Annotated in this window: 18 protein-coding genes; 13 read left to right on the top strand and 5 right to left on the bottom strand. The window is 36.0% G+C overall.

What is annotated here, in order from left to right; genetic code table 11:
• Window positions 1-67: 67 nt before the first annotated feature.
• The 4 genes from I6U50_RS04710 (at window position 68) to I6U50_RS04695 (ending at window position 3,613) form a co-directional block, all read left to right on the top strand.
• Complete coding sequence (locus tag I6U50_RS04710; protein WP_198638023.1) at window positions 68-538, top strand: single-stranded DNA-binding protein; 471 nt, start codon at window positions 68-70, stop codon at window positions 536-538.
• A 21-nt stretch (window positions 539-559) separates the two neighbouring features.
• Window positions 560-1,888, top strand: a complete 1,329-nt coding sequence (locus I6U50_RS04705) for a gliding motility-associated protein GldE (RefSeq protein WP_198628638.1) — start codon at window positions 560-562, stop codon at window positions 1,886-1,888.
• Between the two features lie 13 nt (window positions 1,889-1,901).
• Window positions 1,902-2,483: a gliding motility lipoprotein GldD gene (gene gldD / locus I6U50_RS04700; protein ID WP_198638022.1), complete on the top strand. Its 582-nt coding sequence runs from the start codon at window positions 1,902-1,904 to the stop codon at window positions 2,481-2,483.
• 224 nt (window positions 2,484-2,707) lie between these two features.
• Entirely contained in the window at window positions 2,708-3,613 is a 906-nt protein-coding gene (locus I6U50_RS04695; RefSeq protein ID WP_198638021.1) for a DMT family transporter, read from the top strand.
• 491 nt (window positions 3,614-4,104) lie between these two features.
• On the opposite strand, the gene I6U50_RS04690 is transcribed toward I6U50_RS04695, so the two are convergent.
• Both I6U50_RS04690 and I6U50_RS04685 read right to left on the bottom strand, forming a co-directional pair.
• Window positions 4,105-6,165, bottom strand: a complete 2,061-nt coding sequence (locus I6U50_RS04690; protein ID WP_198638020.1) for a M16 family metallopeptidase — start codon at window positions 6,163-6,165, stop codon at window positions 4,105-4,107.
• A 17-nt stretch (window positions 6,166-6,182) separates the two neighbouring features.
• Window positions 6,183-7,508 (bottom strand): M16 family metallopeptidase, encoded by a 1,326-nt coding sequence (locus tag I6U50_RS04685; protein ID WP_232805878.1) that lies wholly within the window; start codon window positions 7,506-7,508, stop codon window positions 6,183-6,185.
• Between the two features lie 183 nt (window positions 7,509-7,691).
• On the opposite strand from I6U50_RS04685, the gene I6U50_RS04680 reads away from it, so the two are divergent.
• The 4 genes from I6U50_RS04680 (at window position 7,692) to I6U50_RS04665 (ending at window position 9,514) form a co-directional block, all read left to right on the top strand.
• A complete protein-coding gene (locus I6U50_RS04680) occupies window positions 7,692-8,156 on the top strand; it encodes a DUF4199 domain-containing protein (RefSeq protein WP_198638019.1) in 465 nt (154 codons plus the stop codon).
• 99 nt (window positions 8,157-8,255) lie between these two features.
• Window positions 8,256-8,747 (top strand): 50S ribosomal protein L21, encoded by a 492-nt coding sequence (gene rplU / locus I6U50_RS04675; RefSeq protein ID WP_193711432.1) that lies wholly within the window; start codon window positions 8,256-8,258, stop codon window positions 8,745-8,747.
• Window positions 8,748-8,775: 28 nt separating this feature from the next.
• Complete coding sequence (gene rpmA, locus I6U50_RS04670; RefSeq protein ID WP_193711431.1) at window positions 8,776-9,036, top strand: 50S ribosomal protein L27; 261 nt, start codon at window positions 8,776-8,778, stop codon at window positions 9,034-9,036.
• 112 nt (window positions 9,037-9,148) lie between these two features.
• Window positions 9,149-9,514 (top strand): putative signal transducing protein, encoded by a 366-nt coding sequence (locus I6U50_RS04665; protein ID WP_198638018.1) that lies wholly within the window; start codon window positions 9,149-9,151, stop codon window positions 9,512-9,514.
• 206 nt (window positions 9,515-9,720) lie between these two features.
• Here the strand turns inward: I6U50_RS04665 and I6U50_RS04660 are convergent, their stop codons facing one another.
• The 3 genes from I6U50_RS04660 to ahcY all read right to left on the bottom strand — a co-directional run bounded on the left by I6U50_RS04660 (window position 9,721) and on the right by ahcY (window position 12,842).
• Window positions 9,721-10,137, bottom strand: coding sequence for a hypothetical protein (locus I6U50_RS04660; protein WP_198638017.1), 417 nt, complete (start codon window positions 10,135-10,137; stop codon window positions 9,721-9,723).
• A 16-nt stretch (window positions 10,138-10,153) separates the two neighbouring features.
• A complete protein-coding gene (locus I6U50_RS04655) occupies window positions 10,154-10,729 on the bottom strand; it encodes a DUF3267 domain-containing protein (RefSeq protein ID WP_198638016.1) in 576 nt (191 codons plus the stop codon).
• A 796-nt stretch (window positions 10,730-11,525) separates the two neighbouring features.
• Window positions 11,526-12,842, bottom strand: a complete 1,317-nt coding sequence (ahcY, locus tag I6U50_RS04650) for an adenosylhomocysteinase (RefSeq protein ID WP_193711429.1) — start codon at window positions 12,840-12,842, stop codon at window positions 11,526-11,528.
• A gap of 64 nt (window positions 12,843-12,906) precedes the next feature.
• Here ahcY and I6U50_RS04645 point away from each other — a divergent pair, with 64 nt between their 5' ends.
• From I6U50_RS04645 to I6U50_RS04625, 5 genes are all read left to right on the top strand, one after another.
• A complete protein-coding gene (locus I6U50_RS04645; RefSeq protein ID WP_198638015.1) occupies window positions 12,907-13,554 on the top strand; it encodes a 4'-phosphopantetheinyl transferase family protein in 648 nt (215 codons plus the stop codon).
• The gene (locus I6U50_RS04640) at window positions 13,554-14,246 is read left to right on the top strand and encodes a geranylgeranylglyceryl/heptaprenylglyceryl phosphate synthase (protein WP_198638014.1); all 693 of its coding nucleotides are present in this window, start codon (window positions 13,554-13,556) and stop codon (window positions 14,244-14,246) included. Before I6U50_RS04645 ends, I6U50_RS04640 begins: the two co-directional genes overlap by 1 nt.
• A 393-nt stretch (window positions 14,247-14,639) precedes the next feature.
• Window positions 14,640-14,900, top strand: coding sequence for a YkoF family thiamine/hydroxymethylpyrimidine-binding protein (locus tag I6U50_RS04635; RefSeq protein WP_198638013.1), 261 nt, complete (start codon window positions 14,640-14,642; stop codon window positions 14,898-14,900).
• On the top strand, window positions 14,884-15,516 hold the full coding sequence (gene pnuC, locus I6U50_RS04630) for a nicotinamide riboside transporter PnuC (RefSeq protein WP_198638012.1): 633 nt from the start codon (window positions 14,884-14,886) through the stop codon (window positions 15,514-15,516). The genes I6U50_RS04635 and pnuC overlap by 17 nt, the downstream gene beginning before the upstream one ends.
• Entirely contained in the window at window positions 15,477-16,043 is a 567-nt protein-coding gene (locus tag I6U50_RS04625) for an AAA family ATPase (RefSeq protein ID WP_198638011.1), read from the top strand. The genes pnuC and I6U50_RS04625 overlap by 40 nt, the downstream gene beginning before the upstream one ends.

The raw sequence follows: 16,043 nt of genomic DNA, 5'->3' as shown, positions 1-16,043 counted from the left end.
AATAAATTTTTCAGTATTTTAGGGTGTGAATTAAAGAGCTGTTTTTGGCTAAAAATAATTAATTGAGATGACAGGTACATTAAACAAAGTAATGCTAATTGGGTATACGGGAGACGACGTGAAAATGCATTATTTTGAAGGGGGTGGCGCAATAGGCCGATTTCCGTTGGCTACCAACGAAACCTATACTAACCGTACCACTAACGAACGTGTTACCAATACCGAGTGGCATAATATTGTAGTGCGTAATAAGGCTGCAGAAATTTGCGAGAAATATCTTAAAAAAGGCGATAAGGTATATATTGAGGGTAGAATTAAAACCCGAAAGTGGCAGGACGACCAGGGAAATGATCGTTATACTACAGAGATACAATGTACAGATTTTACCTTTTTAACGCCAAAAGGAGAGAGCAAAGGTGGCGGAAATATGCAACAACAAAATTCTCCTTCTCAAAACCAACAAAACACACCTAAAAATGATAATTTTGCCGGTCAATCTATGGCAAAGGAAGAAGAGGAAGACGATTTGCCTTTCTAAGTTTAATTAAAACCTCATCATTTGGATTCAGAACCTCCCAGTTTGATTTTGTTATGGGCCGCTTTTGATTTTACGCAGCTAATAGGCTATTTGGTGCTATTGCTGCTTTTACTATGTTCAGCCTTGATTTCTGGGGCAGAGGTGGCTTTCTTTTCGCTAACTCCTGCCGATGTAATAACCGAAGACGGCAAGCGAAGTAAAACCCAGCAACTTGTGGTAAACTTATTAGATAAACCCAAGAAGCTGTTGGCTACTATCCTGGTGGCCAATAATTTTATTAACATAGCGGTGGTGCTGCTATTTGATAATATTGCCGATGAAATTTTTGGTGGGATGAATACTGTGTTTTACGGTATTAACTTTAAGTTTCTTATTGAGGTTGGGGTAGTTACCTTCATCATTCTTTTATTTGGTGAGATTTTACCGAAGGTATATGCAAGTCGTAATAACGTGGCGTTTTCCAATTTTATGGCACGTCCCTTAAATTTTCTTGATACCATATTTACGCCTCTTAGTAGCCCAATGAGAGCAGTTACAATTTTTATGCACAACCGTCTTGGGAAGCAGCGTGCTTTTATAAGTGTAGACCATTTATCACAGGCTTTAGAACTTACTAGTGAAGAAGATACCACCCAGGAAGAGCAAAAAATATTACAAGGCATTGTTTCGTTTGGAAATACAGATACCAAACAGGTAATGCGCCCAAGAATGGACATCTTTGCCTTAAATGAGAGTCAGGCTTATAAAGAAATTATTCCTGAAATTATAGATAGGGGGTATTCTAGAATTCCGGTTTACCGGGAAAATATAGATAATGTAATAGGTATTTTATATGTTAAAGATTTATTGCCATTTATCGATAAAAAGGACTTTGAGTGGACAGGCTTGTTACGGGAGCCTTATTTTGTTCCCGAGAATAAAAAGTTAGATGATTTACTTAACGATTTTAAAACTAAAAAGAATCACCTGGCAATTGTAGTAGACGAGTATGGTGGGACCAGTGGCTTGATTTCCCTGGAAGATATTATTGAAGAAATTGTTGGTGATATTAGCGATGAATTTGATGATGAAGACCTGGTGTACTCTAAATTAGATGAAAACACCTATGTTTTTGAAGGGAAAACCCCGTTAAAGGATTTTTACCGCATTGTGAAAATTGAGGATCCGGTGGCTTTTGAAGAGAGGAAAGGGGAAGCAGATACCCTTGCCGGTTTTTTATTGGAGACTTCAGGAGGTTTTCCGAAAAAGAATGATGTTATCTACTTTTTGAACTATAGTTTTACAGTAGAGGTTTTAGATAACAAACGGCTAAAACAAATAAAAGTAAATATCTCACCGGTAGAAGTTTAAAATATTTGAGGCTATGAAATATTGTGGGTTTTTCTTGTTGCTTTTGTTGTTTGCCGCTTGCGGTGAAGATGCAACAACACCAAAACCTCGTGCCTTTTTATCGCTAAATTATCCCGAGGCAAAATACGGGGCTGCACAACTTAACTGTCCCTATAATTTTGAAATTAATACCCTGGCGAAAATCAAAGACTCCCGAAACAATATTCCTTGTTGGGTAGACCTGGAGTATAAAGAGCTTAACGGTACTATATTTATAACTTATCAGCGAATAAATAATAATCTGGATTCTTTGTTAGCAGATGCTCAGAAACTTCCTTTGCAGCATACTATCAAAGCTGATGCTATTGAAGGAGATGTTTATACAAATAAGCTTCGGGATGTTTATGGGATGTTTTATGAGGTTTCCGGAGATGCGGCTTCCCAGGCTCAATTTTATCTTACCGATAGTGTAAATCATTTTGTAACCGCTTCGGCCTATTTTAGGGCTAAACCCAATTACGATTCTATTATTCCCGCTGCAGATTACTTAAAAGAAGATATGAAACATATTATTGAAACTTTCCGTTGGGAAAATTTAACTTCAAATTCTAATTAATTCTTTCCGAAGAGCTTTTTTTGGTTTTAGCTTCTTGTACTTCTTTGAAAATCCGTTTGTTTCCCAATTTAGCTAAATTGCTATAAAAGATTGTACTAGAGATGTAGAAAACTGCATATAATTTTGTGCCGGGTTTTGCATTAAAATCATTTTAAAATTAGTTGTTGAATTTCTTTTTAGCTCTAAAGTAATACCGATTTTTGCAGCTTTAAAAATTTGGAAATATGCCTTTGGAAAAATTGAAATGGATTTACCTGGTTATACTTTCTCTTGTTTGGGGAAGTTCCTTTATTCTTATTAAAAAGGGACTTGTTGGTTTATCGGCCCTGGAAGTAGGTTCTTTTAGAATAATTTTTGCGGCGGTTTTTCTTTTGCTTATTGGTTTTAAATCAATGCTAAACATTAGAAAAAGACAGTGGAAATGGGTGCTGATATCGGGTATACTGGGAAATTTCTTTCCGGTTTATCTCTTTTCTTTTGCAGAGACCGAAATAGATAGTGCTATTGCTTCAATTTTAAATGCAGCCACTCCTTTAATGACACTTATTTTTGGGGCTTTATTTTTTAAGGCAGCATTCAATCAGAATAAAATTTTAGGAGTTGTAGTGGGGCTTCTAGGTACGGCAGGCTTAATTTTAAGTGGTGCCAGTATCAACCCAGACCAAAATTACCTTTATTCACTTTTGGTTATTGTGGCAGCATCTTGCTATGCTATGAATGTTAATATTTTGAAGAACCATATGAGTGATATTAGTCCGCTGGCAATCGCAGCGGGAAGTTTTGGCGTTTTACTATTGCCTGGTTTGTTAATTTTATATTATTCTGGATTCTTTGAACGTGAGCTATCTAATGATGTTTTACAGCAATCTATAGGTTATGTTGCTGTTTTGGGGGTGATTGGAACTGGGGTCGCTATGATAATTTTTAATAAACTGGTGCAAATATCAGATCCGGTATTCACCACTTCCGTTACTTATACGATACCAGTGGTTGCTTTAGGTTGGGGGATTTTAGACGGCGAAGTTTTTAGTGTCTGGCAATTATTTTCAGCTTTTGTAATCTTGATAGGAGTGTTTATTGTAAACCGATCTAAAAAAGTGTTCTCTAAGTTTAGAAAACAGGCAACTTAATTTAAATTTTTAATGTCATTTGGTTTATTTGTTTTTATAATAATAAAAGGAAACCAGATAGTAGATATGAAAGATCAATAAAACCTCGAAGGCAGACATAAATTCACGATGCTTAACCGATTCGGGTAACTCCATAAAAGTATTAAAAAGGAAGAAGATATTAGGGAAAATTATTGCTGAAATTAGACATTTTAACCTAAGTTGATTAAAAATTTTTTCTTCATTTTTTTCTCTCGAGAATGAAAAAAATACGAGCGCTAACAAGAATAAGTATTTCCCAAGTGGCAGGAAAATATTTGGGTCTAGGTTCAGTTTTTCATTAAAGCTTATTATCGCAGAAATTAATGCCAGGGCAGTAATTGCAAAAGAGATAATCTTAAAATAAGGCGGTAAAAGATGTTTTTCGGTTTCAAATCTCATGAAATATAGTTTTAGAAAAAAAAAAGAACCGACCATCGCTGGCCGGTTCCCTCTAACATTAACAAAAATCACTATTCTTCAAAATCTTCAGCTGAAACTCCTTCGTTAACAAGGATTTCGGCAACATCAAATTCAAATGTTTGTGGGCCTGCAGCCTGAGTCATTTTAAAAGGGAATTTCACTCCTTTAACTTCCTGGTAATCGCTATATCCTGTAGGAATGGTCATGGTTTGCCCTGCTTGTGATACCGTTTGTACAGTTTGCATTTTTAAACCACTTTCTACGTTGTAGTAAGCTTTGTAGTTGTCGCTAAGTGCAACAACGTAAGCATCTTTACCTTCAACAGTTTCAATTCCTTCTAGAGTTGCGTCTCCAACCTTTAGTTCTGGAAATGGATTAGCATCTAATTTAGCAGTTTTAATTTGATCTTCATTGTAAGGGATTTTTTGACCCTGCGCCATTACAAATCCAGCTTCACCATCAAAAATCTGTTTGCTCATTACGTTACCGCCAACAGAAACTTCCTGGTTTAATTTACCATCCATAGTTCTTTTTAGACTTAGGTTTAGAGCCATTCCCTGTACACTGGCTTCGGCTTTCATAACTACACTTTCTACATCTTCCACAGCATCACGTCCCCCAATTGCTTCAATATAGTCTGCATAAATTTTTTCTACCGTTACCGATGCATCAACTTCTTTAGTTTGTGGTTTTTCAACTTCTTCGCCAAGTTTGTTGTAGTATTTAACCGGAATTGTTTTCCCGTTAAATTCAACTTTTTCAAGATTTTCAGCAATTTCTGAAGCTTTACCTGCCACAACAATTCTCATATTGTCGGTTTGATAATATTTGTTGGCTACCCGTTGAATGTCTTCGGCGGTAACTGCATTTATATTTTCTAAAAAAGTTTCATAAAAATCATCTGAAAGATCGTTGGTTTTAATGTTAAGTGCATAATTGGCGATAGTAGAAGGTCTTTCTAGTCTTAAAACGAAGTCTCCTGCAAATTTGCTTTTAGCGTTTTCTAAAATTTTAGCGTCTACCGGTTCGGTCTTAATTCTTTTTATTTCCTTTAAAGATTCTACAATAGCACTATCGGTTACTGCGTTTCTAACACTTGCCTGTGCAACAAATCTAGAGGCATATTTATCGGCTCCGGTACTTGTTCTTGCACCATAGGTGTAGCCTTTGTCTTCCCGAAGGTTCATATTTAGGTAACTTCCAAAACTACCTCCTAGAATTTGGTTTGCCACCAATACCGGGAAGTAATCTTCATCTGCCATTTTTAAATCTATGGTGTTTTGAAGCCTTAGTTCGCTTTGTACCGCATTGGGCATATCTACCAGGTTGATTTGTGTATTGGCTACATTAGCTACCTTTGGTAATTCCTGTTCATTTGGAGTTCCGGCTTCCCAGTCTCCAAAATTTTTCTCGGCAAGTTTTTTAACTTCAGAAGTTTTTATATCTCCAACTACAACCAGATATGCGTTACCGGGTTTAAAGTAAGTGTTGTAGAAATTTTCGATATCTTCCAGGCTTACTTTTTCAGTATTTTCTACGGTAGCAAATTCACCGTAAGGGTGGTTAGCTCCATAAGCTAAGGCTGCACTAACCCGGCTGGCGATAGAACCTACATCTTTGTTGATAGACTTTAGACTTTCGATTTGTTTGGTTTTTTCGGCTTCAAACTCTTCCTGGGTAAATTTTGGCCTTAAAGCCCCTTCGGCCATAAGCTCCATAACCCTTGGGAAAAATTTAGAAAGTGAACGTGCAGAAGCATTTTCAGCCCCTAAACTTATACTGGCTCCCAAAAAGTCTATTTCTTCGTTAAAATCGTCTTTAGATATGTTTTGGGTACCCGTTCCCATTAAGGCAGAAACTAAAGATGAGGTGGCCGGTTTTTCTTCGGCGTGAGGTTTATTATCTATAATCAGGGATGCAGAAACACGTGGTAGTTTATTGTTTTCAACTACCAAAACTTTTAGCCCGTTTTGTAATACAAATTCATCTGGTTGCCCTAGATTAATCTTTGGTGCCGGTCCCGGTTCGGGTTGTTTAGAACGGTCTACCTGTGCTATTGCCGTGGTGGTCAAAAAACAGGCGATAAATAATGTGAGTATATTAAATTTCATTCTATTTATTTTTTATGTTATTCTTTTTCGCTTTCTGGAAGGTAGTCTAATTCTAGACGTTGATTTTCGTTAAGGTATTGGTTGGCTACTCTTTTGATGTCTTCTCTGGTAATATCCCTGTAGATTTCAATCTCTTCATTAATTAGATCGGTGTTTCCATAAAGAACATTGTAAGTTGCCAATGAAGAAGCAATACCCGATATACTGCTATTGGAGTTTACAAAGCGGTTCTCGAATTTGTTCTGAAGTTTTTGGTATTCTTTTTCAGAGATGAGTTCATTTTGAAGTTTATCAATTTCTTCATCCATGGAAGCAGCTAAAGTATCTAGCGGAGTTTCTCCTAAAGCAAGTGCGCCCATCACATAGGTTCCATAATCTTCCTGAGATCTTGGGAAGGCTAAAACCTGTAAGGCGGTTTTGTCTTCGTCTACCATTTTCTTATACATTCTAGAGCTTCTTCCATCGGTAAGAATAGAGGAAATCATGTCTAGCACATAGGCGTCTCTGTTTTTCATGGAAGGGGTGCGGTAAACAAATAACTTTGCCGGAATTTGAATATTGCTATCATATTCGGTAGCAGTAATAGTTTCAGTAATAGGCTCTTCTTTAACCGAAACTCTTTCTACTTCATTCCCTTTGGGGATTTCAGCAAAATACTTTTCGATCATCTTTTTGGTTTCATTAATTTTTATATCGCCTGCTACAACTAAAGTGGCATTATTTGGGCCGTAATATTTATCGAAAAAAGCTTTGAATTCTTCAAGTTCAGCGGCATCCAGATCTTCCATAGTGCCAATAATGGAGTTTTTGTAAGGATGCTTGTTAAACACATATTTGTTAATACCGGTAGAGTATATTATTTTTCCGTAAGGGGCATTATCAATACGTGAACGCTTTTCTTCTTTTACCACTTCATTTTGGGTTTCTACACCAATTTCGTTGATAACGGGATGCAGCATTCTTTCAGATTCCATCCATAAACCCAGTTCAAGGTTATTAGAGGGGAAAGTTTCATAATAGTACGTGCGGTCTTGTGTGGTGTTTGCATTGTTGCTGCCCCCATTTGCGGCCACAATATCAAACCATTTACCACGTTCAATGTTTTTGGTGCCTTCAAATAAAAGGTGTTCGAAAAAATGGGCGAAACCAGAGCGGCCTTCTTCTTCATCTTTTGCGCCAACGTGATACATTACTCCCACTGTAACTACCGGGGCAGTGTTATCCTGGTGTAAAATAACCTCTAATCCGTTATCGAGGTTGTATTCGGTAAATTCTACCTCCTGGGCAATTCCTGCTGCACTACAAGCTAGTGCAATGGCAGCCATTTTTAAATTTTTAATCATTTTTGAATAGGTTTTTATTAATGCGTTTGGTTAGTGTTTAAAGATGGTGAATTGTTACAATAAAAATAGAGAATAATGAGAAAAATATAAATTTTGTGCGAAAAGTGTCAAAATTAACAAGCTATTAAGTTAATAACCGATATATTTTTTCGAAATTTATAAATAAAAACATCTACAATAGCTATGAAAAATTTTAGTATTCCAATTAAATACGGGCTTTTAATTTCAGTAGGGTTAATTGCTTATTTTTTGATATTATCGGTTTTCAATGCACACATCTATCCTTTATTGAGTTTATTTAACGGCGTGATAATGGCGTTGGGGATGTGGTTGGCATTAAAGGCCTACAGAGACGATAAAGGTACAAAGTTTAAGTATCAGAAAGGCTTTATGGCAAGCCTCCTTACCGGATTTAACGCTACTATTGTTTTTACTGTTTTCTTTGCTTTTTATGCTACAGAGTTAAATCCAGATTTTCTTGGTAACCTTATAAATATGTGGCGTACAGATTATGGAACAGATATAGGAATCGTCTTATTTGTGGTAGCAGTAATGGGCTTTGCAACCAGCCTGGTGCTTACCTTAGCTTATATGCAGTTGTTTAAAGATTCCTGGAATACCAAAGAAGGCCAACAGCATACCTATTAAATCTTTTTAGGCTTTGTGAATTAATTATTTAGAAGTATATTTGCACCCGCTTGTTAAAAGCCAAGCGAAATATAGCATAAATTAATTAATCATAACACTATGTATGCAATTGTAGAGATAGCAGGGCAGCAATTTAAAGTTGCGAAAGACCAAAAGGTGTTTGTTAACCGTCTAAGCGGAGAAGAAGGAGATAGCGTTTCTTTTGACAAAGTTCTTCTTACCGGAGACGGAGACAACATAAATCTAGGCGCCCCGGCTATAGATGGTGCTCTTGTAGGAGCAAAAATCACACGTCACCTTAAAGGAGACAAAGTTATTGTTTTCAAAAAGAAAAGACGTAAAGGTTACAAGAAGAAAAACGGTCATCGCCAGGCTTTAACCGAGATCGTAATTGAAAGCATCGATGTAAAAGGTGGAAAAAAAGCTGCTTCAGCTAAAAAAGAGGAAGCACCTAAAGAAACCAAATCTGATAAGAAATCGGAAGATTTAAGTCAGTACACCGTAGCTGAATTGAAAGAGATGGCTAAGGAGAAAGGTCTTGAAGGCTATTCTTCTATGAAGAAAGCTGAATTAATTGAAGCTTTAAGTTAACTATTAATCTACTTAAAACTAAAGTAAAATGGCACACAAAAAAGGAGTCGGTAGTTCTAAGAACGGTAGAGAGTCAGAATCAAAACGCTTAGGTGTAAAGATTTTTGGTGGTCAGGCTGCCGTGGCAGGAAACATCATTGTTAGACAAAGAGGAACTGCACATAACCCAGGTGAAAACGTATACGCAGGAAAAGATCATACTTTACACGCTAAAGTTGACGGACTTGTGAAATTCACTAAGAAAAAAGACAATAAATCTTACGTTTCTGTAGAACCGTTTGAAGCATAGAGTTTTGAAGCCTTCACAAAGGCAAAAAAGACTTTTAGAGTATATTGAAACCCCTTCCGAGCTTTGGAAGGGGTTTTTTTGTATCTTTAGGTAAAGCTTTAAGTTTCCAATTATGAGTTATATAGTTGTTTTTCGTACTTCCAGTCGGCACGAGCTTTCTATCCTCAAAAATCTTTTTGATGAGGAAGGAGTAACTTATAGAACTTATGGAGAAGCTATTGATAGTGCGGCCAATATTGGCGGTTTAGGGAATGATGGAATGCGAATAGAAGTTGAGGAAGACGAAAGAACAAAAGCTACCGAAATTATTAAAAGAAGTGGCCTTTTAGATAATCCTTATACAGGTAAAACATTTCAGCAGATGTCACATTCTGAAAGAAGAAAGCCACAGGTGGGAAAATGGGTTTTTGTGCTGCTTGCGGCACTTGTAGTGCTTGTTGCTATTATTTTCTTTATCTGGTTTATGAGCGGGAATTAGAAGTATTTTTTGTTTAAAACTTGCTTAGATCCCCGATAAGAATTCGGGACAGGCTCTGAAGCAAGTTCAGGACGCCTATTTTTATATTTAGAGATTAGTAAACAATTACATTCAAATTTTGTTTTTTTCGCGGTTTGTCTTGCTTAGCGCAGCCGAAATGTGATTTATAGGTTTCAATACTTGACTTCGCTTTAATTTATGATGAATTATGCCTTAAGCTCTCTTAACGCAGTTTTTAAATTCATTCTTTCGTAAGAAAAGATAGATGACTGTTTTTCCGCATAATCTAGGAGAAAAATAATATTATCTATAGTTTTTGGTTTAGATAGCAGCTTTTGAAATCTACTTTCCTCTGAATTTTGTATCATCAGATAGTATAATTCTACCATTTTATCAAGATTGGTATGGTGGATTTTCTTTAGCTTGGTGATTAATTCTGCCTGGTCTAAGTTAGAAATATCTTTAATTGAAATTCTGAATTCTGCTTTTAGGGCAGTATTAATTTCTTCCAAGGTTTTGTCTTGTTCTTCCGGTTTAATGCCGCTGAGTTCGTTTAATAGGCTATTTAATAATAAACTCAATTTCTGAATTTCCCGTTCTAAGAAATCTTTGCTATGTTGCATATTTAGGATAGGAAATTTATTGTTTTTGGTAAATATAACAACCCATTTCAGAAGGATGATCCTGTACTAAACTATCCATTTTTTCTTTTCGAAGTAGATAGACTATTAGGATATCACCTGCAGCGGCAAAGGTGAAAAAAATACCAAATAGTAAAATGCTAAAGTTATCACATATTAAGGCATAGATTGCTGGTAAAAGACCCAATATTATCCCAGGCATAATTGCCCCAAAGATGTATTGATTAACCTGTAAAGGCTCTTTACCATGGCAGTATGGTGTAAGCATTTTCCAAACGACCCCGAAGCTAATTGATTTAAAGCTATTTTTTGCAAAAAGTCCCCAACATAATCCGTGGATAATTTCGTGAAGAACCACGCCAACTAAGGAAATAGCAATAACGATTAAAAATATACCGAAAGCGCCGTACTCAAAACCTACTGTGCGCACTGATTCTTTGAAGTGGGGGATAGTGGTATCCTCAAAATGTAAAAAATAGTATGGAAGAAAATAGATTAATATTACCGGAAAGATTAGCAAAAAACCGAATAGGTTTGCCTTCGAGATAGATATTGTTATTTTCTTTCTGTTCATAGTTTTCGTTGGGGGCATCTAAAAAAAATAAGCATTAACTTTTTTAGTTAGCTATTTTTAATGACTTAAACTTAATGAGTAAAATAATATATAAACTCACCAAAATTTTTCCCAAAGCTATAAATAAAATATATCTATAAAAGTAATAAAGCACCTCTAATCCATTTATTTTATTGCGTGGTATTAGAATGTTTTACGACTATAAATATTACAGCACCTAAAATCGCGCCTACAATAAATAAATAGAATGCTAACTTGGTAAATAGTTGTTTGTTCATATTTCCACAAGATTATTTCGGAGAACGTTCCAGATTTAATTTTGTCCTGATTAACCTAATAAAGTAGATATTTACATTGGATGAGTCCAACCATAATAAGCTGTACATATTGTATGATACATAGCCTTACCTATAATATATATTGAGAAAACGAGGCCTATGATTTCTAAAGTGTTTAAAGATTTTATTTTTTTCAATAGGATGAGTTTGGCGAGATTAGTAAATTCAAATGTTTGAAAATCTATCATAAAAACAAAAATAAAATAGTTAAAAAATTAAAGATTTAAAATTGGCACAGGTGGTTTTGGCTATGAGAAGTATTTTTTACTACGGGAATTAAGAATGGTTTTTGCTAAAAAATTGCTCAGATTCTAAAATAAGTTCAGGATGACGTTTAATAAATAAAAAGACCTCACAGATTTACAAAATCTGTGAGGTCTAATTCTTAGAGAGATATTTTTAAAGAAATTTCCGCCTTAGTTTATGTTGAGTATAATTGAAGTGCGGAAATGACCCAATTAATATCTATAATATTCAGGCTTATAAGGACCTTCTACTTCAACACCAATATATTCGGCCTGGTCTTGTTTTAATTCGGTTAATTCTACTCCAATTCTCTCTAAATGAAGTTTAGCAACCTTTTCATCTAAATGTTTTGGTAGCATGTATACTTCATTTTTATACTTATCAGAGTTTTTCCAAAGCTCAATTTGTGCTAAAGTTTGGTTGGTAAACGAGTTACTCATTACAAAACTTGGGTGGCCGGTGGCGCAACCAAGGTTTACCAGTCGGCCTTCGGCTAAAAGAATAATGTCTTTTCCGTTAATGGTGTATTTGTCTACCTGTGGCTTGATCTCGTCTTTAGTATCTCCGTGGTTATTATTTAACCAGGCAACATCAATTTCGTTATCAAAATGCCCAATATTACAAACAATGGTTTTGTCTTTCATCGCTTCAAAATGCTCACCTCTAACAATATCTTTGTTCCCGGTAGTGGTAATCACGATATCGGCTTTTGGAAGTACGGTCTCCAGCTTTTTAACTTCAAAACCATCCATAGCGGCTTGCAAAGCACAAATAGGATCTATTTCTGTAACGGTTACTATGGCTCCTGTTCCTTTAAAAGAAGCAGCAGTACCTTTACCAACATCGCCATAACCGCAAACAACTACGCGTTTTCCGGCAAGCATTACGTCGGTAGCACGGCGAATAGCGTCAACAGCACTTTCACGACATCCGTACTTATTGTCGAATTTAGATTTGGTAACCGAATCGTTTACATTAATGGCCGGCATTACCAAGGTCCCGTTCTTCATTCTTTCATAAAGTCTGTGAACCCCGGTAGTGGTTTCTTCTGAAAGCCCACGAATACCCTCTGCAAGCTCTGGGTATTTATCGAAAACCATATTGGTAAGGTCACCACCATCATCAAGAATCATATTTAGTGGTTCGCGTTCTTCACCAAAAAACAAGGTTTGTTCAATACACCAGTTAAACTCTTCCTCGGTCATCCCTTTCCATGCATATACCGGAATTCCGGCAGCAGCAATTGCCGCAGCAGCGTGGTCTTGTGTAGAGAAAATATTACAAGAGCTCCAGGTAACATCGGCACCAAGCGAAACCAGGGTTTCAATAAGTACGGCAGTTTGCACAGTCATATGAAGACATCCTGCAATACGTGCTCCTTTTAGGGGTTGTTCGTTTTTATATTCTTCACGAAGTGCCATTAAGCCCGGCATTTCAGATTCGGCAAGTTCAATTTCTTTTCTTCCCCAATCAGCCAGGGAAATATCCTTAACTTTATAGGCAGTATACGGCACTGTTTTAGTCGACATATTATTATATTTGAATTAGCAATTTTTTTCAAGCACAAAAATAAGGAATCTTTAACAAACCTACATGCCACTTTACAAAACAATAACAGTAGATCCGCACACTAAAGTCTTCATTTGGAAGGTAGAAGAGTCTTTTGAAGATTTGAGTAAAGGAGTAGAACTTACCGATCATTGTCAAAATCGCGTAGATGGAATGAAATCTGAAATCCATAGGAGGGGCTTTATGAGTATTCGTCATTTAATGGCACAAGCGGGTTACGTAGATCATGATCTTTTTTATGATAATTTGGGAAAACCCCATTTAAAAAATGGCAAGCATATATCTATTACGCATTCTTTTAATTTTACCGCTATTATTTTAAGCGATAAAAAGGTGGGGATAGATATTGAAAAAAGACGGGATAAAATTTTAAAAATAGCTAATAAATTTACTCCTTTAAGTGAATATCACACGGTGGCTAATGAAGAAGCTTTAATAAGAAAACTCACCATTGTTTGGGGAGCTAAAGAGTCTATTTATAAAATGCATGCCGAACCCGGACTTGGATTTTTGCAGCATATAAATGTTACCGATTTTGACTTTGATGATGCCGAGACCACGGCAAAAGTGAATTTTAAAGGAGAAGAATCTTTTTACGAAATGAAATTTCTGGAATTTGAAGGTTTTACCTGTGTGTATGGCTGGGGAGATTTTAAAAAAGGAGAAAATTAATGCCAAATTTTTATGCCGAAATTTCCCGGGCTTCAACTAAAGGGGAGAAATTGCTCGCTATTTTAATAGACCCCGATAAATTTAAAGAACCCGAAGCAGGAGCTTACTTAAAAAGAATTCCGAAAGAAACATCACATATTTTTGTAGGGGGTAGCAGTGTAGCAAAATGTAAAACCGAAAAAACGGTAAACTCGATAAAAAAACACACGAATCTTCCTGTAATTTTATTTCCGGGCGATTATTCCCAAATTACCGAAACCGCAGATGCACTCTTGTTTTTAAGTTTGCTTTCTGGAAGAAATCCCGAATATTTAATAGAACAACAAATAAAGTCGGTAGAAAACTTAAGAAACAGCTCATTGCAAATTATCCCAACAGCCTATATTTTAATAGATGGAGGTAAAGAGTGTGCAGTGCAGCGAATAAGTAAAACAAAGCCAATTCCCCAATTTCAGGTAGAAACGATTGTTGATACCGCTTTGGCCGGAGAGTTTTCCGGAAAAAAACTGATTTACCTGGAAGCCGGTAGTGGTGCAGATTTTCCGGTTTCCGAAGAAATAATTTACGAAGTAAAAAAGGCAATCTCAATTCCTTTAATTGTTGGTGGCGGGATTAGAAGTAGGGTGCAACAAAATAGCGCCTATAAGGCTGGTGCCGATATGATTGTAATGGGAACGCAATTTGAAAAGTGAGTTTTATCCTGTAATGTAAAGCCATAGCTTCAAAAAAAGTTTTAGTCACGAATCAACTAATACTTTTTGATTTGAATAGAACCTTAATGTAGCCAAAATTAAAAGCTCCTCCCATTTTTTCTAAGGGGAGCTGGGGTTTACGCTTTTTTAGCATAAAAGTCGGAGGGGTATTCCTGATAGCTATTGTTTTGGTTTTTAAGGTTTTGTTACCACTTATTTCGTTCTATAAGGCGAAATTCGTTCCCTTTCTTTGAAAGGTGATGAAGTAAAATTAAATTCTTCTAAATTGTTAGTTTAAGTAGCAACAATACTAATTTCAAATCTTTAAATTTGGCTTGCCTAGGCGAATATATTACATATTATTTGTGCATTCGTGGCCTAAAATAAATGAAAATGAGAATTTCAGTAGAACTCACATTAAGTCCTTTACAGGAAGATTTTGAACCCAGGGTTATCAATTTCATTAAGAAATTGCGGGCTTCGGGCTTACAAATAAAAGAGAATCCTCTAAGCACCCAGGTTTACGGAGATTATGATGAGGTGATGAAGGTTTTGAATTCAGAAATTAAAGATGCCTTTGAAGCAATAGACCACGGTCTCATCCATATAAAAATTGTAAAATCTGATCTTAGCAACTATGCAGCCGATTTTTGATTTTTTCTTTGATCAATATTACGGATATCCAACCTTATTTATAATACTGGAAGCCATTGCGGTAGTCTTCGGCTTTCTTTCGGTAATTTATTCAAAACAAAACAATATTTTGGTTTATCCTACCGGGATTATAAGCACCATGATATTTGTTTATCTACTTTGGCAATGGGAATTGCTGGGTGATATGATGATAAATGCTTATTATTTTTCTATGAGTATTTATGGTTGGTATATTTGGACACGGAAAGTAGATGCCGAGCATTTTACGCCTATTACCAATACTACTCAAAGAGAAAACTGGCAAAGCTTGTTTATTTTTATTGCTACCCTGCTTTTTGTGTTTGCTGTCTATGAATATTTTGATAAATGGACCAATTGGACGGCTTATGTAGATACTTTTACCACGGCAATTTTCTTTGTAGGTATGTGGCTAATGGCCAAAAGAAAAGTTGAAAACTGGATTTTTTGGATTATTGGAGATGTAATCTCGGCACCTCTCTATTTTTATAAAGGTCTTACCTTAACGGCCCTTCAATATTTTGTATTCACTATAATCGCTATTTACGGCTATAAAGCATGGCAGAAAAACTTGCGCAACGACCTTCGTCCGTCATAAAAGTAGTTCTTTTTGGACCCGAATCTACCGGAAAAACAAGCCTGGCAGAAATGCTGGCTAATCATTATAATACCGTTTGGGTAGAAGAGTTTATGAGGGAATATCTTCAGGAAAAATGGGATAAAGAAAGGAAGGTTTGTGAACCTAAAGATTTAATCCCTATTGCAGAAGGCCAAATGAAACGTGAAAATACGCTTACCGAAAAAGCTAATAAATTGCTAATTAGTGACACCAACCTTTTAGAGCTAAAAGTCTATTCAGAGGCTTATTACGATGGTTTTTGCGATTCGCAACTTCTTAAACATGCGTTAAACAACCAATACCATCTGTACTTTTTAACGTATATTGACGTTCCCTGGGCACCAGATGATCTTCGGGATAAACCTGACGATAGAATTGGTATGTTCAAACGCTTTGAGAAAGAGCTCAAAAATCATCAAAAGCCTTACGTAGTTTTAAAGGGCGATCTTATAGATCGTTTTAATGTAGCTATAGAGGAAATAGACAAACTTTTAAAAGATAAATAG

The sequence above is a fragment of the Salegentibacter maritimus genome (genome assembly GCF_016236975.1).
GTDB lineage: Bacteria > Bacteroidota > Bacteroidia > Flavobacteriales > Flavobacteriaceae > Salegentibacter > Salegentibacter maritimus.
Note: the sequence above shows the minus strand (reverse complement) of the source record. Positions and strands in the feature narration are given on the sequence as shown.